General features: G+C 27.1%; 26 protein-coding genes. 11 read left to right on the top strand and 15 right to left on the bottom strand.

Going from position 1 to position 26,200, the window contains the following annotated elements:
- The first annotated feature begins 190 nt into the window (after positions 1-190).
- Both O212_RS0105330 and O212_RS0105325 read left to right on the top strand, forming a co-directional pair.
- Positions 191-532 (top strand): PadR family transcriptional regulator, encoded by a 342-nt coding sequence (locus O212_RS0105330; protein WP_024614106.1) that lies wholly within the window; start codon positions 191-193, stop codon positions 530-532.
- On the top strand, positions 523-1,830 hold the full coding sequence (locus O212_RS0105325) for an FtsW/RodA/SpoVE family cell cycle protein (RefSeq protein ID WP_024614105.1): 1,308 nt from the start codon (positions 523-525) through the stop codon (positions 1,828-1,830). The genes O212_RS0105330 and O212_RS0105325 overlap by 10 nt, the downstream gene beginning before the upstream one ends.
- A gap of 22 nt (positions 1,831-1,852) precedes the next feature.
- Here O212_RS0105325 and O212_RS0105320 read toward each other — a convergent pair whose 3' ends face one another.
- The 4 genes from O212_RS0105320 to proB all read right to left on the bottom strand — a co-directional run bounded on the left by O212_RS0105320 (position 1,853) and on the right by proB (position 5,534).
- On the bottom strand, positions 1,853-2,773 hold the full coding sequence (locus O212_RS0105320) for a TraB/GumN family protein (protein WP_024614104.1): 921 nt from the start codon (positions 2,771-2,773) through the stop codon (positions 1,853-1,855).
- Between the two features lie 231 nt (positions 2,774-3,004).
- Positions 3,005-3,454, bottom strand: coding sequence for a GNAT family N-acetyltransferase (locus O212_RS0105315; protein ID WP_024614103.1), 450 nt, complete (start codon positions 3,452-3,454; stop codon positions 3,005-3,007).
- A 16-nt stretch (positions 3,455-3,470) separates the two neighbouring features.
- The gene (locus O212_RS0105310) at positions 3,471-4,715 is read right to left on the bottom strand and encodes a glutamate-5-semialdehyde dehydrogenase (RefSeq protein WP_024614102.1); all 1,245 of its coding nucleotides are present in this window, start codon (positions 4,713-4,715) and stop codon (positions 3,471-3,473) included.
- Positions 4,716-5,534: a glutamate 5-kinase gene (gene proB / locus O212_RS0105305; protein WP_024614101.1), complete on the bottom strand. Its 819-nt coding sequence runs from the start codon at positions 5,532-5,534 to the stop codon at positions 4,716-4,718.
- 400 nt (positions 5,535-5,934) lie between these two features.
- Between proB and O212_RS0105300 the strand changes: the two genes are divergently transcribed.
- Both O212_RS0105300 and glpK read left to right on the top strand, forming a co-directional pair.
- A complete protein-coding gene (locus tag O212_RS0105300) occupies positions 5,935-6,642 on the top strand; it encodes an MIP/aquaporin family protein (protein ID WP_024614100.1) in 708 nt (235 codons plus the stop codon).
- A gap of 33 nt (positions 6,643-6,675) precedes the next feature.
- Complete coding sequence (glpK, locus tag O212_RS0105295; RefSeq protein WP_024614099.1) at positions 6,676-8,175, top strand: glycerol kinase GlpK; 1,500 nt, start codon at positions 6,676-6,678, stop codon at positions 8,173-8,175.
- A gap of 70 nt (positions 8,176-8,245) precedes the next feature.
- On the opposite strand, the gene O212_RS0105290 is transcribed toward glpK, so the two are convergent.
- Positions 8,246-8,437: a hypothetical protein gene (locus O212_RS0105290; RefSeq protein ID WP_024614098.1), complete on the bottom strand. Its 192-nt coding sequence runs from the start codon at positions 8,435-8,437 to the stop codon at positions 8,246-8,248.
- Positions 8,438-8,654: 217 nt separating this feature from the next.
- Between O212_RS0105290 and O212_RS0105285 the strand changes: the two genes are divergently transcribed.
- The 3 genes from O212_RS0105285 (at position 8,655) to O212_RS0105275 (ending at position 10,696) form a co-directional block, all read left to right on the top strand.
- Positions 8,655-10,010 (top strand): YjiH family protein, encoded by a 1,356-nt coding sequence (locus O212_RS0105285; RefSeq protein ID WP_024614097.1) that lies wholly within the window; start codon positions 8,655-8,657, stop codon positions 10,008-10,010.
- Positions 10,011-10,051: 41 nt separating this feature from the next.
- Positions 10,052-10,321, top strand: coding sequence for an ATP cone domain-containing protein (locus tag O212_RS0105280; RefSeq protein ID WP_024614096.1), 270 nt, complete (start codon positions 10,052-10,054; stop codon positions 10,319-10,321).
- 93 nt (positions 10,322-10,414) lie between these two features.
- Complete coding sequence (locus tag O212_RS0105275) at positions 10,415-10,696, top strand: hypothetical protein (protein WP_024614095.1); 282 nt, start codon at positions 10,415-10,417, stop codon at positions 10,694-10,696.
- Between the two features lie 33 nt (positions 10,697-10,729).
- Here the strand turns inward: O212_RS0105275 and O212_RS0105270 are convergent, their stop codons facing one another.
- The 7 genes from O212_RS0105270 to O212_RS0105240 all read right to left on the bottom strand — a co-directional run bounded on the left by O212_RS0105270 (position 10,730) and on the right by O212_RS0105240 (position 17,072).
- Positions 10,730-11,053 carry a DUF5661 family protein gene (locus O212_RS0105270; RefSeq protein ID WP_024614094.1) on the bottom strand — a complete coding sequence of 108 codons (324 nt, stop codon included), beginning with the start codon at positions 11,051-11,053 and terminating at the stop codon, positions 10,730-10,732.
- Positions 11,054-11,115: 62 nt separating this feature from the next.
- On the bottom strand, positions 11,116-13,143 hold the full coding sequence (locus tag O212_RS0105265; protein WP_024614093.1) for a molybdopterin-dependent oxidoreductase: 2,028 nt from the start codon (positions 13,141-13,143) through the stop codon (positions 11,116-11,118).
- A 30-nt stretch (positions 13,144-13,173) separates the two neighbouring features.
- On the bottom strand, positions 13,174-13,389 hold the full coding sequence (locus O212_RS0105260; protein WP_024614092.1) for a hypothetical protein: 216 nt from the start codon (positions 13,387-13,389) through the stop codon (positions 13,174-13,176).
- 36 nt (positions 13,390-13,425) lie between these two features.
- Positions 13,426-14,385, bottom strand: coding sequence for an alpha/beta hydrolase (locus O212_RS0105255; RefSeq protein WP_024614091.1), 960 nt, complete (start codon positions 14,383-14,385; stop codon positions 13,426-13,428).
- Between the two features lie 160 nt (positions 14,386-14,545).
- Positions 14,546-14,713 (bottom strand): (2Fe-2S)-binding protein, encoded by a 168-nt coding sequence (locus tag O212_RS16370; RefSeq protein ID WP_081705804.1) that lies wholly within the window; start codon positions 14,711-14,713, stop codon positions 14,546-14,548.
- Between the two features lie 74 nt (positions 14,714-14,787).
- A complete protein-coding gene (locus O212_RS0105245; protein WP_024614090.1) occupies positions 14,788-16,491 on the bottom strand; it encodes an ABC-ATPase domain-containing protein in 1,704 nt (567 codons plus the stop codon).
- Positions 16,491-17,072 (bottom strand): DUF1836 domain-containing protein, encoded by a 582-nt coding sequence (locus O212_RS0105240; protein ID WP_024614089.1) that lies wholly within the window; start codon positions 17,070-17,072, stop codon positions 16,491-16,493. The genes O212_RS0105245 and O212_RS0105240 overlap by 1 nt, the downstream gene beginning before the upstream one ends.
- 213 nt (positions 17,073-17,285) lie before the next feature.
- On the opposite strand from O212_RS0105240, the gene O212_RS0105235 reads away from it, so the two are divergent.
- Positions 17,286-17,933 carry a hemolysin III family protein gene (locus O212_RS0105235; RefSeq protein ID WP_024614088.1) on the top strand — a complete coding sequence of 216 codons (648 nt, stop codon included), beginning with the start codon at positions 17,286-17,288 and terminating at the stop codon, positions 17,931-17,933.
- A 22-nt stretch (positions 17,934-17,955) separates the two neighbouring features.
- On the opposite strand, the gene ybaK is transcribed toward O212_RS0105235, so the two are convergent.
- Entirely contained in the window at positions 17,956-18,426 is a 471-nt protein-coding gene (gene ybaK, locus O212_RS0105230) for a Cys-tRNA(Pro) deacylase (RefSeq protein WP_035279188.1), read from the bottom strand.
- A gap of 156 nt (positions 18,427-18,582) precedes the next feature.
- Positions 18,583-19,494, bottom strand: a complete 912-nt coding sequence (locus O212_RS0105225) for a type II CAAX endopeptidase family protein (protein WP_024614086.1) — start codon at positions 19,492-19,494, stop codon at positions 18,583-18,585.
- Between the two features lie 230 nt (positions 19,495-19,724).
- On the opposite strand from O212_RS0105225, the gene O212_RS0105220 reads away from it, so the two are divergent.
- A complete protein-coding gene (locus O212_RS0105220; RefSeq protein ID WP_024614085.1) occupies positions 19,725-20,936 on the top strand; it encodes a multidrug effflux MFS transporter in 1,212 nt (403 codons plus the stop codon).
- A gap of 378 nt (positions 20,937-21,314) precedes the next feature.
- Positions 21,315-22,721 carry a C69 family dipeptidase gene (locus O212_RS0105215; protein ID WP_029699200.1) on the top strand — a complete coding sequence of 469 codons (1,407 nt, stop codon included), beginning with the start codon at positions 21,315-21,317 and terminating at the stop codon, positions 22,719-22,721.
- 38 nt (positions 22,722-22,759) lie between these two features.
- Here the strand turns inward: O212_RS0105215 and O212_RS0105210 are convergent, their stop codons facing one another.
- Positions 22,760-24,067, bottom strand: a complete 1,308-nt coding sequence (locus tag O212_RS0105210) for a sodium-dependent transporter (protein ID WP_024614083.1) — start codon at positions 24,065-24,067, stop codon at positions 22,760-22,762.
- 514 nt (positions 24,068-24,581) lie between these two features.
- Between O212_RS0105210 and O212_RS0105205 the strand changes: the two genes are divergently transcribed.
- On the top strand, positions 24,582-26,171 hold the full coding sequence (locus tag O212_RS0105205) for an ATP-binding cassette domain-containing protein (RefSeq protein WP_024614082.1): 1,590 nt from the start codon (positions 24,582-24,584) through the stop codon (positions 26,169-26,171).
- Positions 26,172-26,200: the final 29 nt, after the last annotated feature.

Raw genomic sequence — 26,200 nt, 5'->3', positions numbered from 1 at the left:
ATTAGTTTCTATATTTTCTTTATCTATAAATTATACATTGTTTTTATACAATATCAACGAAATAACTTACTTAAAAATTTATTTTAGGAAAAATATTGCAATTTATATTTTTTAATATTATACTTATACCTAGATAACCTATGCATAGATTATCTAGGTATAAGTTGAATTTAAAATAAGGAGTGGTTTTATGAAAGTTGATAAGGAGTTAATGAAAGGTAGCACTTCTCTTTTAGTTCTTGGATTACTAAATAGAAAAGAAATGTATGGATATGAAATCATAAAAGAAATTGAGGCTACATCAAACGGTATTTTTTCTTTTAAAGAAGGAACTTTATATCCAATACTTCATGGACTAGAAGGTGAAGGCTTCATAGAATCCTTTTGGAAATCTGGTGAAACCAAAAGGAAAAGAAAATATTATTCTATAACAAAAACCGGAAAAAAGCATTTACAAACTAAAGAAGAAGAATGGAATTTATTTAGTAATACTGTAAATAAAGTTTTAAGGGGGAAGCCAGTGTGCGATTAGAGAATAATGATTTAGTTATAAATTATTTGAATAATGTTTGTTCAAATATAAAAAATAAAAAACTGCATAAAGAGATCAAAGAAGAATTATTATGTCATATAGAAGAAAGTGCTCTTATACATCTTAAAATAGAAAATGATGAAAATATAGCAATAAAAAAGGCTTTAGAAAGTATGGGTGACTACAAAGAAATTGGTGAAAGCTTAAATAAAGTTCATAAACAAAATACTGAATGGAGCATAATAATTACAGCAGTTATTATTTCCCTTGTTGGAATTTTAGCATTATATTATGTTTCTAATATACAAAGTCCATATTTCCTTAGTAGACATATCACATTTTCAATTATCGGTTTAATATGTTTCTTACTTGCAAGTTACTTTAACTATTCAAAAATAAAAACTTATTCAAAATATATATATGGTTTTTCTATTTTTTTAATTATGTTTGGTAGTTTTTTTAATCAATATATAAATGGAACAAAATACTTTTTTACTATTGGTTCTTTTTCTATAAATTTAGCAGAATTAATTCCAATACTTTTACTTTTATCATTATGTGATTTAATTAAGGACTTTTCTTACTATAATACTAAAAAATCTAATTTCTTAAAATTGCTTGCTTTGACTATATTACCAGGGTTCTTATTAACATACTTAGGAAACTTATTTTGTATAATGATTTATTTAATCGGTGTTCTTGCCATACTTAAATTAAAAGGCTTTAAAAATAAATATTTAATCATTTCACTATTAGTAATATTTTCATTATTTGCAATGTTTATTTTATCAGTACCATATAGATTATATAGAATTACTGGATTTTTAAACCCAAGTGCAGATCCTTACGGTTCAGGTTATGTTTATACCCAAATTAAAGAGGTTCTTGAAAACTCGGTACTTTTAGGGCAAGCACCTAACCTAGATCCACACTCTATTAATATATCACTTAGCGATTTTATACTTACTTTTATAATATATAAATTTGGTTATTTAGCAGGATTCTTTACAGTTGCAATAAGTTGTTTATTATTATTTAAAATATCCAAAGCTTTATTAAAAGTTAAGAATTCTTATAATCAATCTTTAATATTAGTAGTACTTACTACACTTTCAGTTAAATTTATATTTGGTATTCTTGTAAACTTAGGAATATCCCCAGCTTTTGATATAGCTATACCATTTTTAAGTTATGGTGGAACATCCGCTATTATAAACTTTATCTTATTAGGTTTAGTTATAAATATATATAAAGTAAAAACTTTAACTGATATAGAAAACCTAAACGTATGCAAATAAAAAGTGGCTTAAAGCCACTTTTTTATTTTATAGGATTAACTTTATAACCTTTATTTTCCAAAATTTTTATTATACTTTCATCTCCAAAGAAATGTAATGCCCCAACGGCCACAGTATATGTTTCATTATCTACAAAAAGTTCATCTATCTTTTTAGTCATAACTTTATTTCTGTTAGTTATCATTACCCTATAACTTAATGGATTTTTCTTTTGCAATTCTATTGCCTTTTCCATAACGGATTCATCACCTTTTGCATACCCATCCATAAGTTCCTTTGAATATTTTATAGTTTCTTCACCATCTTCTAAAAATTTTCCTTTTTTATAATTATTTAAAATTAACTTTAACGATTCTAATCCATTAATTTTACTTAAAAGATCCATTTGAAATTCCATAGTTTCTAACTCAATTACCCTTTTTTTATTATTTATAATAGTATTCTTTAACATATCATCAAATGTTTCCATTACAAGATTTGCTTTATTATATAAAACAGCTTCTAAGTTATTCATAATTATATGAGGTTTTAAATTTTTTATATTATTATAATCAACACCGATCTCACTACACATACTTTTTAAGTTCTTTATTTGAATCTTATCAAGCTCATCTTCTATGCTTTTCCCATTTTGATATACACTTCTTGAATTAACTCTAGAAATCTCCTCTTTAGATGGACTAATTTCAACTGCCAATACATCAGTTTTTCTTATTATATCGTTTACATTTTTATTGAAGTAATTATATTCTTTATTTATAGGATGCATTGTTCCTACTAAATACATAGTTTTATTATCCTTTGTAACTTCCCATTGAAATCCCTTTGCTTCAGGTTTTAAATTTGTTTCTAAATTTATTTTAGTAAAATATATTCCTATTCCTAAAAAAATAAAAATAGCAATAAAAATACATATTACTTTTTTATATTTTTTTAAAACCATACCATCCCACTTCCTATTTTTTTAATTTTTTCAATTTAATTGTAACATATTTTACTATAAAACATATAATATAGTATGAATTTGATTTTATTTTAAATTTATAGTATAATTTATTTGAATATTCAGAAAATTATAGTAAGGGCAGCTACTAAAATTTTAGAGCTGACCAAAACTTACTATTTCAATACTATCTTAAATGAGCCTTCAGTTTTATAAACTGAAGGCTTTTAATTATGCTTTATATGCCATTTTTATATGTGGAATTCCTGCCTCATCATATATACCTGATATTGCAATAAATCCCATTGATTCATATAAACTTCTTATATATTCTTGAGAAGATAATTTTATTTTCTCATCATTAAAGTTATCTTTAATATATTTTATAGCCTCTCTTAAAACAACTTTTGCTAATCCGTATCCTCTATATTCTTTTTTTACTAAAACTCTGCCTATACCTATTGCATCTTCATATCCTACACCCTTAGGAAGTATTCTAAGATAAGCAGCTATCTTGTCACCATCTTTTGCATATACATGTATACATTCTTGGTCTCTGCCATCGAATTCATTTTCGCATGTTATTTTTTGCTCACAAGCAAAAACCTCAAATCTTTCTTGTAATACTTTGTATAAATCATCATTTGTAAATTCATCAAATTTTTGAATATAAAGTTTCATATACCCTCACCACTTTTTATCTTATTTGTCCATTACCATAAATTATATATTTTATTGTTGTTAGTTCTTTAAGACCCATAGGTCCTCTTGCGTGTAATTTTTGTGTACTTATTCCAATTTCAGCCCCAAATCCAAATTCTGATCCATCAGTAAATCTAGTTGATGCATTAACATAAACAGCTGCTGCATCTATTCTTTGAAGGAACTTTTGTGAATTCTTGTAACTATTTGTAACTATAGCTTCTGAATGTCCAGTATTATGTTTATTTATATGATCTATAGCTTCATCTATATCTTTTACTATTTTTACACTCATAATGTAATCTAAATATTCTTTATAGAAATCTTCTTCTGTAGCTTCTTCTATATCAGCTACTATTTTTCTTGAAGCTTCATCACCTTTTAATACAACATCTTTTTCTCTTAAAGCTTTTGCTAAAATAGGAAGCATTTCATTTGCTACATCTTGATGTATAACTAAGCTTTCTGCTGCATTACATACAGCTGGTCTTGATGTTTTTGCATTAACTACTATATTTTTAGCCATTTCAAAATCACAATCTTTATCTACATAAATGTGACAATTTCCTGTTCCAGTTTCTATTACAGGAACAGTTGCATTTTTAACAACTGCATTTATAAGACCTGCTCCACCTCTTGGAATTAAAACATCTATATAATCATTTAATCTCATCATTTCTGTTGCAACTTCTCTACTTGTATCTTCAACAAGTTGAACTGAATCTTCTGGAAGATTTGCTTCTTTAAGCCCTTCTCTTAAAACTTTTATTATTGCCATATTTGAATTTATAGCTTCTTTTCCGCCTCTTAAAATAACTGCATTTCCAGTCTTTAAACAAAGTCCTGCTGCATCACAAGTAACATTTGGTCTTGCTTCATATATTATTCCTATAACTCCCATTGGAACTCTTTTTTGTCCTATTTGAAGTCCATTTGGTCTATTCCACATAGAAACAACTTCTCCAACAGGATCTTGTAAATTAACAATTTGCATTAATCCATCAGCCATTGCTTCAATTCTTGATTTATCAAGTGATAATCTATCAAGCATAGCTTTACTTGTTCCATTTTGTACTGCCTTTTCTAAATCTTTTTTATTTGCTTCTATTATTTCATCACTTTTTTCTAATAACTTATTTGCCATTTGTTCTAAAGCTCTGTCTTTATCAGTAGTTGTAAGATTAGCTAAAACATATGATGATTCTTTTGCTTTTTTACCTTTTAATATTAATTCACTCATTTAATTCTCCTTCCCACTTTTTAAAAATAAAGTTCCGATTTCTTCACCATTCATTATATCAAGTAATATTGAAGGTTCCTCACCATTTGCAAGTACCATATTAACGCCTTCACTATTTGCTGTTTTTGCTGCTGAAAGTTTTGTAATCATTCCACCAGTTCCAAAACTTGTTCCTGCTCCACCTGCTGCTGCTTCTAATTCTTCTGTTATTTCATAAACTCTATTTAAAAGTTTTGCATCATCATTGCTTCTTGGATCTTTATCATAAAAACCATCTATATCTGAAAGTATTATTAAAAGATCAGCATTAACAAGACCTGAAACTATTGCTGAAAGATTATCATTATCTCCAAATTTAACTATGTTTTCTATCTCATCTATTGCTACAGTATCATTTTCGTTTACTATAGGTACAATTCCCATTTCTAATAATGTATTAAATGTATTACATACATTATTTCTTATATGATCGTCTTCAACTACATCTCTTGTAAGTAGTACTTGTCCTACAGTATGGCTATATTCTCCAAAAAATTTACTATATATATGCATTAATTCACATTGTCCGATTGCTGCTACTGCTTGTTTTTCTCTAATACTTTGGGGTTTCTCTTTAAGCTTTAATTTGCTACTTCCAACACCTATAGCTCCTGATGTTACAAGAACAACTTCTTTTCCTGAATTCATTAAGTCTGAAATAACTCTTGCAAGTTTTTCAATTCTTGTTAAATTAATATTTCCATTCTCATAAGTTAATGTTGATGTTCCTACCTTTATAACTATTCTTTTTGAATCTCTTATTTCTTTTCTAATGTTCATTGTCTTTACAACCCCTTGTATTATTTTTTAGCTTCTTCTATTATATATCCTTATTTTTTTATTTTCTATTATTATGTTATTAATTTTAGCATAATATATTTTTAAATTAATATATATTTATTGATTATATTTATTAAAAAAAATTTTTACAATTAAGTTTAAATATGTTATACTATCTTTGTAAATGTTTTCAATAGATATTATACATTTTAATAAAATATCATTAAATGTTTATGTGGTAGAGATTTAGAGTTAAGCATAAATAGGATAGCTTATTTTCCTATGCTTAACTTTTTTTGTTTTCATGAGAATTTTAGATATAGGTTTAATTAATGAATATAGAACATTAACTATTTCGTTAATGTTTATATTATAAAACTAATCTAATGGGGGTATTTTTATGGTTAACTTTCTAGCAGAAATGATAGGCACAATGATCTTAATTTATCTTGGAGATGGCGTTGTTGCAAATGTTGTTTTGAAAAAAACAAAAGGCAATAATGGTGGTTGGATGGTAATCACAACCGGTTGGGCATTTGCCGTTGCTGTCCCTGCATTTATTTTTGGTGCAACTAGTGGCGCGCACTTTAATCCAGCCTTAACTTTATCCTTAGCTGCTATCGGTGATTTCCCTTGGAGCCAAGTTCCTATGTATATAACTGCCCAAATGCTTGGAGCATTTTTAGGAGCTACTTTAGTATTTATTCAATATTATAATCACTTTGAGGTTACTGATGATAAGGATGGAAAACTCGGTGTATTCTGTACAGGCCCTGCAATAAAAAATAGTAAATTCAACTTTATAAGTGAATTCTTCGGAACTTTCTTATTAGTATTTGCTATTTTAGGAATTAATTCAGTTCCAATGGCTAATGGTCTTAATACACTTGCTGTAGGTTTATTAATTTGGGTAATTGGTTTAAGTTCCGGTGGTACTACTGGATATGCAATAAACCCAGCAAGAGACTTAGGTCCAAGAATAGCTCATGCTATATTACCTGTTCCAGGTAAAAGAGATTCTGATTGGAAATACGCTTGGATTCCAGTTATAGCTCCTATATGTGGTGCATTAGTTGGTGCATTTGCATTTGTAACTTTATTTAGATAGTTAATTTATGAGAATTTATATGAGGTGAGTGAAATGAAGAAATATGTAATAGCTTTAGATCAAGGAACTACTAGTTCAAGAGCAATTATTTTTGATAAGTGCCAAAATATAATTGCAGTTAGTCAAAAGGAATTTACTCAAATTTATCCAAAGGAAGGTTGGGTTGAACACAATCCAATGGAAATTTGGTCTTCTCAATTTGGTGTTTTACAAGAAGCTATAGCAAAAAGTAATATCTCTCCAGATGAAATTGCAGCTATAGGTATAACAAACCAAAGAGAAACTACAATTGTTTGGGATAAAAACACTGGTACACCAATATATAATGCAATAGTTTGGCAATGTAGAAGAACTGCTTCTATATGCGATGAACTTAGAGCAAAAGGATTAGAAGAATATATTAAAGATACTACTGGATTAGTTCTTGATGCTTATTTCTCAGGTACAAAAATTAAGTGGATACTTGATAATGTTGAAGGTGCTAGAGAAAAAGCTGAAAATGGAGATTTATTATTCGGTACTGTTGATAGCTGGCTTGTTTGGAAACTTACAAATGGAAAATCTCACGTAACCGATTATACTAATGCTTCAAGAACTATGCTTTTCAATATAAGAGATTTAAAATGGGATGATAAATTATTAAAAGAATTAAATATTCCAAAAAATATGTTACCTGAAGTTAAAAGTTCATCTGAAATTTATGGATATGCAAACCTTGGAGGAGAAGGTGGCGTTAGAGTTCCTGTAGCTGGTATGGCAGGTGACCAACAAGCTGCACTATTTGGACAAACTGCCTTTGAAAAAGGTGATGCTAAAAATACTTATGGTACAGGATGCTTCTTATTAATGAATACAGGTAATGAATTAATAAAAAGTAATAAAGGCTTAATTACAACAATTGCAGCTAGTACTAAAGATAATGTACAATACGCTTTAGAAGGTTCAATATTCGTTGGCGGAGCTGTAATTCAATGGCTTAGAGATGAATTAAAACTAATAACAGATGCTGCTGATTCAGAATACTTTGCAAATAAAGTAAAAAATAATGGTGGTGTTTATGTTGTTCCAGCATTTGTTGGACTTGGAGCTCCTTATTGGGATATGTATGCAAGAGGTGCTGTACTTGGATTAACTAGAGGCTCTAATAGAAATCATTTGATAAGAGCAGCTTTAGAATCAATAGCTTATCAAACAAAAGATGTTTTAGATGCTATGGTTTCAGACATGGGTTGTGAAATAAATATTTTAAGTGTTGATGGCGGCGCTAGTAGAAATAAATTCTTAATGCAATTCCAATCAGACTTAATAAACAAAAAAGTAGAAAAGCCAATAATTATAGAAACAACAGCTTTAGGTGCTGCTTACTTAGCTGGACTTGCTGTTGGATTCTGGCAAAACAAAGATGAAATTAAACAAATGAAATGTATCGGCGAAACATTTGAACCAAAAATGGATTCTGATGAAGTTAATAAACTTTATTCAGGTTGGAAAAAAGCTGTTAAGAGATCAATGGAATGGGAAGATTCTGAATAAAAATACAAAAAAGAACTATCATGAAAATGATAGTTCTTTTTTTATTTTAGTTTATCAGAAGGCTTTATTATTAATGTTCTTGGTAGTTTGAAATTGTACATTCAACCTTTTTAATAGTATCTTGTACTGCACATAATGAATCTTCTATCATCTTTTTATTTTCCGTCTTCTCAACAGTGCTAGTTGCCTGATTTAACATTGATTCTGCTTGTTTTAATTCATCAAGAGAACATCTTACATTTTGAATAGCATTTCTTTTCATTTGTAACACACTCCTTTCTTACTACACTAATAGTATGTGTCTTTTAAAAATCTTAATACATGTGCATTTTAGAATATATTCCAAAAATTTATATATATTTTTATGAATATTTTTTAACATAACCCCTATCTTTTTTCATAAATTTAATGTATTATTAATACATATAATGTATAAATATTAATTTTTAATGCATAAAAGTATAAAAGGAGTATGATTTATGAATAATTTAACGAATAAATATAATTTAGGATCATTATTAAAATTTTTAATTCCATCGTTAATTGGAATATCTTTATTTATGATTCCTTTTAAAATAGAAAATCAAGTAACAATTCCTATAGCCTTTTTAGCTAAGTTTATAGAAGGAAATTTTACTAACTTCTTAAAATTAATGGCTTTAATTTTAATATCACTATCTGTTATAGGAAGTGTAATTATAAAAATATTTAAGCCAAAATTTTTAGTAGAAAATGAATACTTAAATAATTTATTTAATGTATCACCACTATGGTTTATCGCTAGAATTTTAGGAATGATTTTTATTATATGTGCTTATTTTAATATAGGACCTGAATTTATATGGTCTGAAAACACAGGTGGACTTGTATTAAATGATTTATTACCAATATTAATTGCAGTATTTTTATTTGCTGGATTTTTATTACCATTACTTTTAGATTTTGGACTTTTAGAATTTGTAGGTTCACTTCTTACTAAAGTTATGAGACCTATTTTTAATCTTCCTGGAAGATCATCAATAGATTGTATTGCTTCATGGCTTGGTGATGGAAGTATTGGTATACTTTTAACTTCAAAACAATATGAACAAGGATTTTATACTAAAAGAGAGGCTGCAGTTATAGGAACAACATTCTCAGCTGTATCAATAACATTTTGTTTAGTTATAATCTCACAAGTTGGACTTGCTCATATGTTTTTACCTTTTTATTTAACAGTTACACTTTCAGGAATTGTTGCAGCAATAATAATTCCAAGAATTCCACCTCTTTCAAGAAAAGAAGATTCATACTTTGGAGATCAAGATTCAAAGAATTTAGAAGTTATTCCTAGTGGATATACTCCATTTTCTTGGGGACTTGAAAAAGCTGTTGAAAAAGCGGAAAGTAATACTAGCACAAAAGAATTTTTTATATCAGGAATAAAAAATGTTTTAGATATGTGGATTGGCGTACTTGCAATAGTTATGGCTATGGGCGGAATAGCTCTTATGATTGCTGAATATACTTCTATATTTCAAGTTATGGGAACTCCATTTATTCCATTACTAAAATTACTTGGAGTACCTGAAGCTGCTGCCGCATCTCAAACTTTAATTGTTGGCTTTGCAGATATGTTTATACCATCAGTTCTTGCAACTACAATAACTAATGAAATGACTAGATTTATAGTAGCTTGTATATCAGTAACTCAACTTATTTATATGTCAGAAGTAGGCGGCCTTTTACTTGGCTCTAAAATTCCTGTTGGAATAAAGGACTTAGTAATATTATTTATTGAAAGAACATTAGTAACTTTACCTGTTATAGTTCTTATGGCGAATATTTTCTTTTAATTCATATAATACTAATAAGAGTATTTAAGGGAGGTTTAGGTATGGTAATAATAAAAAAAGATGGTCGTTTAGAAAATTTTAATATTGATAAACTAATTACAAGTATTAAAAACACTTTTAGTGACTGTAATGAACTATTAAACCAATCAGATATTAACTATATCAGAAATACTTTTAACTCTAAACTTACTAATTTCATAAGAAGAAATCCTGATAGACAGATTTCAAGCTTAGAAATTAAAATGTTTTTATTTGAATCATTAAGAGAATGTGGATTTAATGATATCGCTAAAAAATATATTTTATTTTAAATTTATAGCTATACCAATTATTTTGGTATAGCTATTTAAATATATTGAAATTTTATATGGTATAATTTGTATATAAATGTGGGGGTGATTCATTTGTTTAGTTATATAAAAATTTGTCCTAAATGTTCAGAAACATTTAATGTTAAAGAAGTTAAAATGAGTAGGGTTACTAAATGTCCTCATTGTAAAACTCCAATAATAGCAACTCTTAACAATACTTTTATAGCAGGAATTTTTTTAGTTATAGGTTATGGCATATCTCAAGTATTATCTTCTAAAGGTATTGTTCCTTTTTATATTCCATTTATAATAATAGCTTTTATAGCTCTATTTGTAATAGAACCTTTAACTATAACTTATAAAGTAAAAGACTAGGATTTATCCTGGTCTTTTAAATATTATATTTTATTATTTTTTAATTTTGCTCCAATAATCTTTTGCCTCATCTTCTAACTTTTTCAACCTTGTATAATAATCAGGAAACTCTAATAAATGAGCTAAAGCTATTTGACCTGTAAGTATTGGATCATTATTTGTAACATTAGTGTTTGGAAATTTAGTTCCATGTTCAAGTTCAACTTCTAATCCCATTTTAAATTGTTTAAAATCAAATTTTTCTTTTGAAAAATCTATTTTTAATTTTTTAGCTATATATTTTGCTTCCTCATCTGTAAAAGAAATTTTTCCTAATTCACCTCTAAATTTAACTAACATCCACTTACTACTTTTCATTTTAAACCTCTTATAATAAATTATTTTTAAATTTATTATATTTATATATAACTATAAATGTTCTAATTTAAATATATTTTAAAGTAAGTATATTTTTCTATACTAACAAATGTCTCATTATAGGTTATTTGTCCGCCAATATCTGATTTATCTGAGATAGTTATATAATTAGGATTACCATGTTTAGTCCACCAACCAACATACATCATTACAACATAATCAGAAATTGAATTATCTAATATAATCTCAACTTTTATACTTCCATTTTCTGATTTCAAAGTAACCTTTTCATTATTTGTTATACTTAATTTTTCAGCCATATTTTCATTTATGTATGCCTTTGATATTCCTTCTTTATCCATCATATGTTGACTAAATAAAGTATCTCTGCTGTGATTAGTTAACAACCTAAACTTATTATCATTATTATTCTCAATAAAATCTTCTCTATATAGATTAATTTCAAATTTTCCTGACTTAGTTAAGAATCTTTTATCTCTCCATGCAACTGAGTCATGTATAGTTATATAATTTTCTTTTATTTTTTCTAAAGATATATCCTCTATATATTCATTAAGAGGTTCGATTATTTTTTCTATGTATTCCCTCTTGCTTATGAATGGATAATCTTTCATCTCTAGCCGTTTTGCAAGTTCCTTAAAAAATTCATATTCATCCATTCTTTTATCTAATGGTTCAACAACTTTTTCATTATATATTATATATGGATTTGTCATTGAACTATAAAGTAAATCTTCGCTCTCTAAAGTACTTGTTGTTGGTATAAATAAATCACATTTTTTTGCAGTATCAGTCATAAACATATCAAAACAAACTTTAAATTCTATTTTATCAATAGCACTATTTAAACCATTTAAATTTGGTAATTGGTTTAATAAATTACTCTTTACTATTACAGCCATTTTTACAGGTACATTGCTTTTAGTTAAGTCATATTTAATCTTAGGTTTTTTAATATAAATATTATCTTTATAATATGTACTACCTTGAATTGATTCTTTTATAAAACTTTCTATATCGCTAGTATAAAATTTTCTATTAGCACCAAAACTTTCACTATTAAATGGATCATTATTTAAAACTGATGGATAAACTTTATTTGCATAATTTATTCCACCACCGCTTTCTCCTATTTGTCCAGTTATAGCTCCTAATGTATCTATAGCTCTTATTGTATTTCCACCATTTCTATACTTTTGCATTCCATATCCTAAAAGTATCGTTGAATATTTCTCCGTATATAAATTTACAAGCTTATTTAATTCTTCTAGTTCAACTCCACATTTATTTATCAATAAGTTTAAATCTAGTGATTCCACATATTCTTTATACTTATTAAATCCTAAAACATATGAGTTTATATAATTCATATCATAAAGTTTTTTTTCTATTATTAACTTTCCCATAGCTAATGCTAATGCACTATCTCCACCAGGCTTAATCTTTATATACATATCAGATAACTTTGCTGTATTTGTATATATCGGATCAATAACTATTATTTTAGCTCCATTATCCTTTGCCTTTTTTATCATTTGCATAGTATGAATAGTTGTATTTGCAGGATTTTTTCCCCATACAAATATATTTTTGCTATTTAACATATCTTCTAAAGAATGACTTCTTGAATCTCCAAAATCTAATTTTTGAGCAGCCATTCCAGCACTCCAACATGGACCACCTTTTTGTTTGCTTACCCCTCCATAAAAATTAAAAAATATATCTCCAATACTTTTTAAAACTGCACCATTACCATATTGCTCATAATATAATATAGAATTAGAAGAAAATTTTTCTTTATATTCCTTTAGCTTTTTAGCCATAATTTCTAATGCTTCCTCAAAAGATATTTCAATCCATTTATTATCTTTCTTAAGCATTGGTTTATATATTCTATCTTTATGATTTAATCTATCTAAATGAGCCAAGCCCTTTTTACATATAAAACCTTTAGTATAAGGATGATTTTTATCTCCTTCTATTTTTATCTCTCCATTATCTTTTACATAAACATTAAATTTACAACAATCAAAACAATCTAAGGTACAACCATGACTTAACCTTTTCATATAATACCTCCATTTAACTTTAAACTAAAATTATTTTCTCTTCCTATCTTTTGATTTATAAACATATAATCCATATATCATAACTGCAATTAAAGCTAATATATTTGTACTTTGATCTGAAAATGTACTTTTTCCTGAATATATATCAAAAAATATAATACCTGCACATAAAATTTCTCCTAATATTGCTATTCCAAATATTATCTTTGCTACTTTTTCTTTATTTTTTATTTTAATATTACTCATTATTACCTCTCCTTATATATCCTCTTTAACTTATTACTAAATATTTTTATTAATAAAATCTTTTACTGTTTCCCAATATTTTTTTGGATTCACTGTTGCTGACTTAGCATGTCCAGCTCCTTTTATTACTAATTTTTCCTTCTTACAATTTGCTGCATTATAAACTTCATCTAACATATAAAAAGGCACAAAATCATCCTTATCTCCATGTATAAACAGCATAGGAACCTTTGCTTTAGCCAATTGTTTAATTGATGATGCAGTTCCTAAAAAATAACCAGCTCTAATTTTACATACTAAGCTTGCTACATTCATAAAAGGAAATGCTGGTAATTTAAATAAAACTTTTAATTGATATGAAAATTGATCCCAAACTGAAGTATATCCGCAATCTTCAATTATCAATTTTAAATTACTTGGAAGTTCTTCTCCAGATGTCATCATAACTGTTGCTCCACCCATTGATATTCCATGTAAAATTATTATATTATCCTTCTCATTATCATTTAAAAATTTAATCCAATTAATTATATCTAATCTATCATCCCATCCCATTCCTATGTAAGTACCTTCACTCATTCCATGACCTCTTAAATCTGGAACTAATAAATTGTATCCCATATCATAAAAGTTTTTTGCAAAATTAGACATAAGCTTTCCTTCACTTGTGTATCCATGGACAGTTATAACCCACTTATTTGTATTATTTTTGTTTTTTATTTTATATCCATGAAGCTTTAAACCATCATTTGACTTAATATAAACATCTTCATAATTTGAGTCATTTAAAAACCACCTTAAATCTTCTTCAGCATTTTCGCCACTTGTTTGACTTTGTGATAAATTTTCTTCGCTTTTTGTTTCTTCAGAATTAAAGACAATATCCTTTGATACTTTAGGATTTATAGCTAAATTATAAAATTTATTTCCTATAAAAATTAAAGCACTAAAGATTAAAATTAATACTACACAAATTACAATAACTATATTCTCCATAAACCTCTTCCTCCATACTATAATTTAACTCTATATTGATATTATATTCCAGTAAATTTATTAAACAAAATCAAAAATATAATAAATTTTATTAACCCCTTTATCTTTTATAATAAACCAAAAAATAAAGTACTTAGTATTTAACTAAGTACTCTATTAATTATTTATTTTCATCTATTAATCTTTGAATTTCATCTTGGCAACTTCCACATACAGTCCCAGCTCCTGTTGCTTCACCAACTTCTTCAACAGTATGTGCACCATTTTTTATTGCTTTAATTATAGTCTCTTCTGTTACTCCAGTACATAAACATATAACATCACTCATTATAATCTCTCCTTTAATTAATATATCAGAGATATTATTTGCAAAATTTGTACTAAATATAACTATATCTTTAATTATTTAACTCTAAGTTTTCTATATCTATTAAACGCTGCCATTATTTCTTGTCTTCTTGGCATAGCTAAGTCACATGCCCCACCTTTTATTCCATTAATTGATATTAATCCTTTTTCTTTTATTCTATTTAATATCTTATCTGTAATTTCTATTAATGTTAACTTATTATTTATAGCATTATCTTCTGCCCATCTCATCATATTCCCTATTGAAGTTACTTGTTCTTTATCAACTATTTGTTCCACTGCCCTTAAATTTATATCTTCTTTATTTATACTAATTCCATCAACACCTAAAGTCTTAATTTTTACTCCCTTAGGACCACTTTGTACTGTTCCTTTTAAAAGTCTTCTTTCAAAATCTATTTTTATATTTAAATCCTTATTTTCAATTCTTTTAAGTATTAATCCTTTTGATAGTGCTTTAGCTTTTAAAGTTACATCCTTTGGTTCATAACAATCCATTTGAATTACTGAATCTGCTATATCAAAATAATCTCCTGAACTACCAACAACTATTATTGTTGATATTCCTTTTTGCTCATATATCCCTTTAACTAATTCTATAAATGGTGTTATAGGCTCTTCCTCATTAGATACTAAGCATTGCATTATATCATCTCTAATCATAAAATTAGTAGCTGATGTATCTTCATCAATAAGTAACAGCTTACTATCACTTTCTATTGCTTCAACTATATTAGCAGCTTGTGATGTACTTCCACTAGCATTTTCACTAATAAATTTTATAGTATCTTTTCCATTTGGAAGATTATTTATAAATAAGGATATATCATCTTTTATTATAGACCTTCCATCTTCTGCCCTAACTTTCATAGCACTATTATCAGTTATTACATATTCTCTTCCATCACCTTCAATATGATTATACACTCCAAGTTCTAAAGCATTTAAAAGAGTTGATTTACCATGATAGCCTCCACCAACTATTAATGATATCCCCTTTCTTATTCCCATACCTTTTATTAAACCTTTATTAGGTAAATTAATTTCTACTTCTAATTCTTTAGGAGATACAAATTCTTTTGCTTCTTTTAATGGTTTCGTTGATACTCCACTCTCTCTTGGAAGTATTGCTCCATTTCCAACAAATGCAACTAAATTTAATCTTTTTAATTCATCTCTTATAAATTGTTGGTCGCAAACAAGTTTAACTCTATTTACAAGTTTATCTTTATTTAAATTTTCATACTTTAAACTATTCTCAACTATCTTTGGTAAAAAATCATAGATTATCTTTTGAAGTTCCTTACCAAGTACAGTTCTTCCCCTAGCAGGAAATCCCACTTCAAATCTTACTTCTATTTTTTCTTCATCCAAAATAACTGCTGTTCTATCTAAAATCTCTTGAGGGCATCTACTAATATTTATAATTCCGCTTTTTCCTGAACCCATGACCCTCTCACCAAATTTATTTATACTCTGATTAAAGACTCTAGCAATAAAATCTTGAACTGCAACTTTTTTATGATATTCATCAAATAATTCATAAGGTATTTTATTGATATCTTTATTAACACTTATCCTAACTCTTGAAGGCGCTGCAAATGGATCTCCTTGAACATGATCTATAAATAAAATATAATCACCGAAATCATAATTTCCTTCCAAAGTTTTATATGCTTTATAACCTCTACCATCTATACTGTTTATAAGATTTTTTAAGTCTTTTTCATTTTTCATTACTTATCACTATCCCCTTCACAAAAAAATTCATCAATAAGTTTTTCACTTAACCTTCTATACATATTACTCATATTTACCATAGAACATAACAATAAAAATTTTTCTTCAAAATCATTATCTTCTTTAACCTCTTCTTTAATAGATTTCTCTTTTATTAAAGCATCCTCTTTAAAACTTTCTATATCATTATTGTATTGATTTAAATAATTTCTATATATCTCTCTTAAATGACATTTTTCTTCATTATCAAAATTTTCTACTATATTGTTTACTGATGATTTTATGTCACTTAATGATAATGCACCCTTCAAATTATATATAAGACTCATAAGTATTAAATGTTCTTTTGAATATTTTTTATTTTTTATAGGCATAAGAAGCTTACCCTTAGCATAATTATTTATCATTGTTTTTGTAAGTACTTTATCCTCTTCGTTTCTTTTTGCTTCGTTATATTTTCCTTCAAAAAGTTGTATTACTTGATCCATATATAAATCTATTTCTGGGATTTCATCTAATTTTATATTATTTTCTAAATGTAATTCATCTATTAATTCATTTAATTCTTTATTTTTCATTTCATCTCTCCTAATGTAGTTTTAAAAACTATATGTTAAAGTATCTATATTTTTATAATAATAGCATTTGTAAGATAATTCAATATTATTAAAGGAATTTAAGTGTTAATTCTAGAATTTAAGGAAATAATAACTTTGACCAAATATAAAATAGAATCATATAATAATATTATAATAAGTAGTTTTAAAAACTACATGGTGTAGGAGGTATTTATGGATAAATATTTAAGAGAACCATTAAATGGTTTAACTCATATTATTGGTGCTGGTCTTTCACTAATTGGATTAGTAGCATTAATAATAAAAGCTGTTATTACTCATAGTAGCCTCATGGCTATAGTTTCTGTAATTTTATTTGGTATTAGTATGATTTTACTTTATTCTGCTTCTGCAACATATCACTCTGTTATTTCAACTGAAAAGGTTATATATAGATTAAAAAAATTAGATCATTCAATGATTTTTGTTCTTATTACTGGATCTTATGCTCCATTTTGCTTAATTGCTCTTAACAATAAGGCTGGTTATATTCTGTTTGGAGCTGTATTAACTTCAGCAGTTTTAGGAATTATATTTAAAATGTTTTGGGTTACTTGCCCTAAATGGGTATCAAGCGTTATGTATATTGCAATAGGTTGGTTTGCCATATTTGCCATTTATCCGCTATCTCAAGTTTTAATTCCAAAAGCTTTATTTTTATTAGTTTTAGGTGGCATTATGTATACAATTGGTGGAGTTATATATGCCTTCAAAAATGATAGAATAAAAATAGGTCCATTTGGAACTCATGAAATATTTCATATATTTATTATGCTTGGAACTTTATGTCATTTCATTGCAGTATTTTTATATGTAATTTAAAAGGACTACAATTTTGTAGTCCTTATTTTATTAAATCTTTAAATTCAACTCTTATTGCTTTTTCTATATCATTTGGATTCATTTCTATTTGAAGTCCAATTTTTCCTCCACTAAAGACAATTTTATTAAGTTCTAGTGCTTCCTTTTGGAAAAATGTCTTATATTGTTTTTTCATTCCAATTGGAGAACATCCTCCTCTTATATATCCTGTAAGTTTATTTATGTCTTTTACATGAATCATTTCAACTTTCTTTTCACCACAAGCTTTTGCACACTTTTTTAAATCAAGTTCTTCTAAAACAGGTATAACAAAAACATAAAGTTCTTTTGAATTTCCTACAGTAACTAATGTTTTATAAACTGTTTTTGGATCTTGCCCTGTCTTTTCTGCAACAGCAGCTCCATCTATATGTCCATCTGATGAATCATATGTTAATGCATTATACTCTATTTTATTTTTATCTAAAATCCTCATTGCATTAGTTTTTTGCATCTTTTGCATCTTTTGTACTCTCCTCTTATAAATATGAATCTATACTTTATATTATAACATCCTAAAATTCAGTTATTAATAATCATATTAAAATCAAATTATCTTTAAGTAAAAAAATTGAGTTACTACCATTTAAGGTTATAACTCAAAATTTTCTTATTTACTAACTGAAGACCTTATTTTAATTAAATATATAACTATGAGTATAGCCATAGCTAATACTATAGTCGTTAATATGCCACCTTCTGGACCAAAAGTTCCACCATTTATTAAATTATTTTCTAATATTTTTGTATTTATTATACTAGGAACTCCACTTTCTGTACCACTTACTAAAAACCCAAATATATTTCCTTGAGCAAAATTCCATGCACTATGAATTGCACATACCCCCCAAAGACTATTTTCATAAATAGCATATACTGCTGCAAATATACCAAATAATATTAAATTTACTACTGCAAGTGGTGCTATTCCTGGATTACCAAAGTGAAGTATACCAAAATATGATGATGATATTATTATTGCTACTATTGGTGATATCTTTATTCCTAAAGTTTGCATCATATGTCCTCTCATCATTATTTCTTCAGATGCACCTTGAATAATCCATGCAATTATCATAAAAATAAATGGCACTATGAAAGATATATCTAAACTTTTATTAAGTACAAATTGACCTTTACCAAATATAACTATCGCTACTGCTATTATAGAAATCATTAATAGTCCTATTAAAAATCCTCTAATATATTTAAAAATAAAATTATCATTAGTCTCAAAACCTAAAGTTGATATTTTTCTTTTTTCTTTAAACTTTACTATTAAAAAATAAACTATAATAATAGAACCCGTAGATATAATCATACCTAATGGCATATTTATAGATTTAAACATCCCAAATCTCCACAGTCTAGAGAATTTGAAAATAATAGTGAAAATTAAGACTATAGGTAATGCTATAAATGGAGCTAAAATTGGAAGTAATAATGTAAATATTATTCCTGAAGGCTTACCTTTTCTTGCAAGCTTAAATAAACCTTCATCTGAATTAAACAAATTTTTCAAAATATATATCCCCCTTTTATTTTCATAATAATATTTTATATTTAAATTATTACATTAATTCTTAATTTTTCTAAATATTTAAATATGTATTTTACTTACATTGACTTATAGCTAATTTGATATTATTATTTCTTTTATGCAATAACTTAGGCATTTACATTATTTCGTAAAATTCAATGTAAATGTCTAAGTTCTTGTTTTTTTAAAACTAAACAAACAAGGAGATTTAAATGAAAACAGAAGAAAAAAATACTATTCACCAAAAGTTTTTAGGTGATAAAGGATTTGTTTTATTTATAGGCTTTTTAAGTGCCTTTGTACCTATGTCCACTGATTTGTATTTACCTGCTTTACCTAATATGGTTAATACTTTTAATACCGATATAAGTACATTAAACTTAACAATAACATTTTTCTTTATTTTTTATGCTATTGGTATGCTTTTTTGGGGACCATTAAGCGATAAATATGGAAGACGTAAAATTCTTTTAATTGGTATGACTTTCTATTGTATAGGAAGCCTTTTATGTGCTAATTCAGGAAGTGTTGAAACACTTATAATTTCTCGTATAATTCAAGCAACTGGTAGTGGTGCTGCTGTATCAGTTTCAACTGCTATGATGAAAGATGTTTATACTGGTAAAAAATTAGTTGCAATGCTTGCTGTTGTTCAATCAATTGCTATGACAACACCAGTAATAGCACCTGTAATAGGTTCATTTATATTAAGATATACTTCATGGCACGGAATTTTTTGGACACTTACAGCTGTAAGTATACTTGCTATAATAGGAGGATTATTATTAGAAGAAACTCTTTTAAATTATAGCACTCAAAAAATTACTCAAGTATTTGGTAATTTAAAAACAGTAAGTAAAAATCCTGGTTTTTCATTACTTGTATTTATATTTTCAATTACAACTTTACCTATGATGGCTTATATAACAATGTCATCATATATTTACATAGATGGATTTAAAGTTCCAGATCAAATATATAGTTATTTTTATGCTTGCACTGCAGTATTTTTAATTATAGGTCCAATGCTTTATGTTAAACTTTCTAAAAAATTTAATAGCAATAAAATCATTACTATAGATTTTATAGTATTAATATTAAGTGGAATATTATTAATTACAGTAGGAGATAAATCGCCTTATATTTTTGCTCTATCCCTTATTCCAGCTATGCTTTGTGGTAATATGCTAAGACCACCTAGCACAAACTTAATGTTAGCACAGCAAAATGATAATATAGGTTCTGCTTCATCTCTCATAAGCTTTTTCAATACAATTATGGGAAGTGTTGGGATGTTTCTTATAACATTAAAATTTGGAAATAAAATAGCTACAATAGGTTTTATGTACTTAATTGTTGCAATAATAAGCTTAATCCTATGGATATTATTACATAAAAAAACATTTATAAAACAAATATATTAAATGAAAAAGCTAGGAATTAATTCCTAGCTTTTTAAGATTATATAAATAATTAAATTAATACTTTTAAATATTAATTTTAACTCATCATTAATATTAATAAAACAATATTTACTAAATATTATTTTTATTTGTTATCTATTATAAAATTATCACTATCCTCCATGAATAATTAAACTTTTTTATATTATATATTTCGGAAACTAAATTAAACGTTATAAATTATCATTTTCGATATTGATTATTAAAAATTAGAAATATTTACAAAGAAAATTTAAAGTATATCATATAAATTAAGAAAAGCTTTAAAAGTTGTTATACGAAATATTATTTTAAATTAAAACTTAATAAATAATTTTTAGAATTGGGGATGAGTTTATTATGTGTACAACTGTCTTAATAGGAAAAAAAGCTTCAATTGATGGATCAACAATAATCGGTAGAAATGATGATACATTTAAACCTTATAATCCACAAAGGTTTTATGTACAAGCTGCTAATAATAATCAAAGCGGTAGCTATTCTTCAAACCAAAATGGTTTTAAAACAAAACTTCCTAGGTCTTCTTTTAGATATCAATTAGTACCAAATGTTGATATTAAAAAAGAAGGTATCTATGGTGAAAGTGGATTTAACGAAAAAAATGTAGGTATGAGTGCTACAGAAAGTGTATACGCAAATGAGCGTGTTTTAGCCTATGATCCTTTATTATCAGATGGATTAGCAGAAGATTCTATGACTATAATGGTACTTCCCTATATAACTTCAGCAAAAGAAGGTGTTGAGTATTTAGGTAATTTAATTAAAAATCATGGTTCTGCTGAAGGAAACGGTGTTATATTCAGTGATAAAAATGATGTTTGGTATATGGAAATAGTAACAGGTCATCACTGGGTAGCTCAAAGAATTCCTGATGATGCTTGTTGTGTAATAGCAAACCAAGTAGCTATTCAAGAAGTAAATTTTAATGATACTGAAAACTTTATGTGGTCAGAAGGAATTAGAGAATTTGTAGAGGAAAATAATTTAAATCCAAACTTATCTGGATGGAACTTCCGTAAAATATTTGGAACAGATACAGAAAAAGACCGTCACTATAATACTCCAAGAGTTTGGTTTGGACAAAAATACTTTAATCCAGAAATAAAACAAGAACCTAATTCAAGTGATTTACCATTTATTTTCCATGCAAATAGAAAGTTATCTGTAGAAGATGCAGAATATATTTTAAGTTCTCATTATAATGAAACAGTTTATGATCCATATGGAAAAGGAACAGAAGAAGAAAAACTTCTATTTAGACCAATATCTTTAAATAGAACTCAAAACTCTCATGTAATGCAAGTTAGAAATAATGTTAAAGATGAATTATCTACAATAATGTGGATTTGTGTTGGTGTTCCAGCTCATACTCCATATGTTCCATTCTACGGTAACTCCACTGATTCAGATGCAAGTTACAATAATACAAAACTTGAATGGAACTTAGATGATGCTTATTGGATGTATCGTACAGTAACTGCATTAGTTGAAGGTCACTATAGTAAATTAATACAATCTGATATAGATTACTTAAAAAATTGTCGTGAAACATTAATAAGAATGATTTCACAAATAGATAAACAAGGTGATGCATTAACTGGAAATGAATTAACTGAATTTTTAACTAAGAAAAATCATGAAATTGTTTCTAAAATGCGTGATATAACAATGAAATATATTGGTGAATTAGTAGTTAATAGTCTTGACCTTTCAAAATTAACATTTGATATGGATAAGAACTTATAAAAATAAAAGCTAGGAATTTAATTCCTAGCTTTTTTAAATTATCCTATTCCACCATATACTACCCCAAGAACTATTACACATATAGTTGTAATGGTAAATACATATTTACCCATTGCAACGAAGCCTGTTCCTAACTTTAATTTAGAACCAGTATTAACTTCTTGAAGCACATGTTCTTCGCCATATACAAAGTAAAATATTATAGCAACTACTAATGCTGCAAGTGGTGATATTACTATTGTTGTTAAATTAGTAAACCTATCAAAAGTATCCATACTTAAATTTAATGGAATTGAAAGTATAAATCCTGAAAGAGCAACTAAAATTGAAGCTTTTTTTCTAGTTAAATTAGTTTTTTCCATTATAGCTTCAACAGGTCCTTCAAGCATATTAATTGATGAGCTTATAGCTGCAAATAATATACTTAAAAAGAATATTACACTTAAAATATGTCCTCCAGGTATTTCTTTAAAAATTGTTGGCATTGTTATAAAAAGTAATGGTGGTCCAGCCTGTGGATCTAATCCAAAAGAAAATACAGCAGGCATTATTACAAATGATACTATAAGTGCTGCTAATGTATCTAATATAGCTGTACTAAATGCTGATTTTGGTATATCAAAATCTTTATCAATGTAGCTTCCATAAACAACCATACCACATCCATTAAGAGACACTGTAAAAAATGCTTGACCTAAAGCCATAATCCATGTTTCTGGCTTTAAAAGGTATGAAAAATCAGGTTTTAATAAGTATTTTACACCTTCCATAGCATTTGGAAGTGTTAATGATCTAATTGCTAATATTATAAATATTATAAAAAGTCCAGGCATTATTATTTTATTTATTTTTTCTATACCTTTTGTTACCCCAACAAATACAATTCCAAGAGTTATTGCTATGGCAATAAAATTAAAAAATATTGTACTACTAGTTCCTGCAAATGAATCAAAGTATGACCCAATATCTATATTATTTATTTCTCCTGTAACACTCATCCCAAAGTATTTTATAATCCAACCAACAACAACATTGTAAAACATAAATACTCCCATAAGTCCAATGGCTGGTATTATTGATATAAGTTTTTCAAATTTTACACCTTTTTCTTTTAGTATTTTACTAATCCCTGTTGATGAACCACCTTTAAATCTTCTACCAAATGAAAACTCTGTCATAAGTCCAATTGTTCCAAGCCCAAATACAAATATAAAGTATGGTATCAAAAAGGCTGCTCCTCCATATTGTCCTAACCTGTACGGAAACATCCATATGTTCCCAAGGCCTATAGCCGCTCCTATACACGATAGTACAAATCCTACTTTTCCAAATCTTTCTCTTTTCATTTTAAATCCTCCTATACTACTGTACTACTTATTAAAATATATAAAAAAAGCCACATAGATGTTACATCCATGTGGCAAATTTTAACTAAACAAAAAGCCACATAGTTTCGTACTATGTGGCTAATATATAAAATCCGAACAAGTCATTAAACCCTAACCATCATAGATACAAATCAATAGTTTCTTAAACTAAAGTTTGTATCTATAATTTTTATAAATACAAACTTTATCTATAATAGTTAAAGTAATACGCTATATTAACTTTTTGAATCAAATTAAAGTTAATGCATTTCATGACCATTCTCCCAACCTACAAATTTCATTATAAGATAATTTTATCATTTCTATAAAAACATTGTCAATAATATTTATCCATTTATTCACTTTGCTTTAACGCATTATTTTTACTTGCTTTGAAGCATTTTACATAAGTAATATTTTGTTATAGTACTTATTTGAATTTATGTGTTATAATAGGCAAATAAATATATTTATGAAATGAGGTAGAATAAGATTGATAACTGTATCAAATGTTAGTTTAAGATATGGTGGACGTAAACTTTTTGAAGATGTTAATTTAAAGTTCACTGCTGGAAATTGTTATGGTGTAATTGGAGCTAATGGTGCTGGTAAAAGTACATTTTTAAAAATCCTTGCTGGAGAAGTTGAACCAAATACAGGAGATGTATCAATTGCTCCTAATACAAGAATGTCTGTTTTAAAACAAGATCACTATCAATATGATGAATTTGAAGTTTTAGAAACAGTAATAATGGGTAACGAAAGACTTTACCAAATAATGAAAGAAAAAGATGCTTTATATGCTAAACCTGATTTCACTGATGAAGATGGAATCAAAGCGTCAGAGCTTGAAGGTGAATTTGCAGAACTTAATGGATGGGAAGCTGAAGCTGAAGCATCATCATTACTTCAAGGACTTGGAATAGGAACTGATATGCACTATAAAAAGGTTTCTGAATTAACTGGTGGAGAAAAAGTTAAAGTTCTTTTAGCTCAAGCTTTATTCGGTAACCCTGGAATACTTATACTTGATGAGCCTACAAACCACTTAGATATTAAATCAATCAACTGGCTTGAAGAATTCTTAATAAACTTCGAGGGAACTGTTATTGTTGTATCCCACGATAGACACTTCTTAAATAAAGTTTGTACTAATATCGCTGATGTTGATTTTGGTAAAATTAAAATATTTACTGGTAACTATGATTTCTGGTACCAATCAAGTCAATTAGCTCTTCAAATGGCTAAAGAACAAAACAAGAAAAAAGAAGATAAAATTAAAGAACTTCAAGACTTCATTGCTAGATTCAGTGCTAATGCATCAAAATCAAAGCAAGCAACTTCAAGAAAGAAATTATTAGATAAAATTACTTTAGATGATATACAACCATCAACTAGAAGATATCCTTTCGTTGGATTTAAACCTGAAAGAGAAGTTGGTAATGATATATTAATCGTTGAAAATTTATCAAAAACTATAGATGGAGTTAAAGTTTTAGATAACGTAAGCTTCAGAGTTAATAAAGATGATAAGATTGCTTTAGTTGGAAACAATGAAATAGCTATTACAACATTATTTAAAATAATAAATGGTGAAATGGAGCCAGATAGTGGTTCATATAAATGGGGAATAACTATTTCAACAGCATACTTCCCTAAGGATAATTCAGAGTTCTTCAATGATTGCCACCTTTCATTAGTAGATTGGCTTAGACAATTCTCTGAAGAAAAATCTGAAAGTTACATAAGAGGTTTCCTTGGAAGAATGTTATTCTCAGGTGAAGAAGCTCTTAAAGAAGCTTCAGTTTTATCTGGAGGAGAAAAAGTTAGATGTATGTTATCTAGAATGATGCTTTCAAACGCTAATGTATTAATGCTAGATCAACCTACAAACCACTTAGACCTTGAATCAATAACTGCTGTAAATAATGGTCTTAAAGATTATAAGAGCGTATTATTATTTGCATCTCATGACCATGAATTTATAGAAACTATTGCAAATAGAATAATAGATATTAAAGAAGATGGTTCTATAGTTGATAGAGTTATGTCTTACGACGAATACTTAGATACTATAAAATAATTAATAAAAAGAATCCCAAAACTTTGGGA

Origin of the sequence: Clostridium sp. Ade.TY, from assembly GCF_000498355.1 — a bacterium.
GTDB lineage: Bacteria > Bacillota > Clostridia > Clostridiales > Clostridiaceae > Clostridium.
Note: the sequence above shows the minus strand (reverse complement) of the source record. Positions and strands in the feature narration are given on the sequence as shown.

Excerpts from the sequence above, each read along its gene's own strand:
- O212_RS0105320 (WP_024614104.1), bottom strand. The coding sequence starts at position 2,773 with ATGGTTTTAAAAAAATATAAAAAAGTAATATGTATTTTTATTGCTATT.
- O212_RS0105270 (WP_024614094.1), bottom strand. The coding sequence starts at position 11,053 with ATGAAAAGTAGTAAGTGGATGTTAGTTAAATTTAGAGGTGAATTAGGA.
- O212_RS0105265 (WP_024614093.1), bottom strand. The coding sequence starts at position 13,143 with ATGAAAAGGTTAAGTCATGGTTGTACCTTAGATTGTTTTGATTGTTGT.
- proB (WP_024614101.1), bottom strand. The coding sequence starts at position 5,534 with ATGAACATTAGAAAAGAAATAAGAGATTCAAAAAGAATAGTTATAAAG.
- O212_RS0105260 (WP_024614092.1), bottom strand. The coding sequence starts at position 13,389 with ATGAGTAATATTAAAATAAAAAATAAAGAAAAAGTAGCAAAGATAATA.
- O212_RS0105290 (WP_024614098.1), bottom strand. The coding sequence starts at position 8,437 with ATGAAAAGAAATGCTATTCAAAATGTAAGATGTTCTCTTGATGAATTA.
- O212_RS0105220 (WP_024614085.1), top strand. The coding sequence starts at position 19,725 with ATGAAAACAGAAGAAAAAAATACTATTCACCAAAAGTTTTTAGGTGAT.
- ybaK (WP_035279188.1), bottom strand. The coding sequence starts at position 18,426 with ATGCAAAAAACTAATGCAATGAGGATTTTAGATAAAAATAAAATAGAG.
- O212_RS0105210 (WP_024614083.1), bottom strand. The coding sequence starts at position 24,067 with ATGAAAAGAGAAAGATTTGGAAAAGTAGGATTTGTACTATCGTGTATA.
- O212_RS0105315 (WP_024614103.1), bottom strand. The coding sequence starts at position 3,454 with ATGAAACTTTATATTCAAAAATTTGATGAATTTACAAATGATGATTTA.
- O212_RS0105300 (WP_024614100.1), top strand. The coding sequence starts at position 5,935 with ATGGTTAACTTTCTAGCAGAAATGATAGGCACAATGATCTTAATTTAT.
- O212_RS16370 (WP_081705804.1), bottom strand. The coding sequence starts at position 14,713 with ATGAGTGATGTTATATGTTTATGTACTGGAGTAACAGAAGAGACTATA.
- glpK (WP_024614099.1), top strand. The coding sequence starts at position 6,676 with ATGAAGAAATATGTAATAGCTTTAGATCAAGGAACTACTAGTTCAAGA.
- O212_RS0105255 (WP_024614091.1), bottom strand. The coding sequence starts at position 14,385 with ATGGAGAATATAGTTATTGTAATTTGTGTAGTATTAATTTTAATCTTT.
- O212_RS0105215 (WP_029699200.1), top strand. The coding sequence starts at position 21,315 with ATGTGTACAACTGTCTTAATAGGAAAAAAAGCTTCAATTGATGGATCA.
- O212_RS0105245 (WP_024614090.1), bottom strand. The coding sequence starts at position 16,491 with ATGAAAAATGAAAAAGACTTAAAAAATCTTATAAACAGTATAGATGGT.
- O212_RS0105285 (WP_024614097.1), top strand. The coding sequence starts at position 8,655 with ATGAATAATTTAACGAATAAATATAATTTAGGATCATTATTAAAATTT.
- O212_RS0105235 (WP_024614088.1), top strand. The coding sequence starts at position 17,286 with ATGGATAAATATTTAAGAGAACCATTAAATGGTTTAACTCATATTATT.
- O212_RS0105280 (WP_024614096.1), top strand. The coding sequence starts at position 10,052 with ATGGTAATAATAAAAAAAGATGGTCGTTTAGAAAATTTTAATATTGAT.
- O212_RS0105310 (WP_024614102.1), bottom strand. The coding sequence starts at position 4,715 with ATGAGTGAATTAATATTAAAAGGTAAAAAAGCAAAAGAATCATCATAT.
- O212_RS0105330 (WP_024614106.1), top strand. The coding sequence starts at position 191 with ATGAAAGTTGATAAGGAGTTAATGAAAGGTAGCACTTCTCTTTTAGTT.
- O212_RS0105240 (WP_024614089.1), bottom strand. The coding sequence starts at position 17,072 with ATGAAAAATAAAGAATTAAATGAATTAATAGATGAATTACATTTAGAA.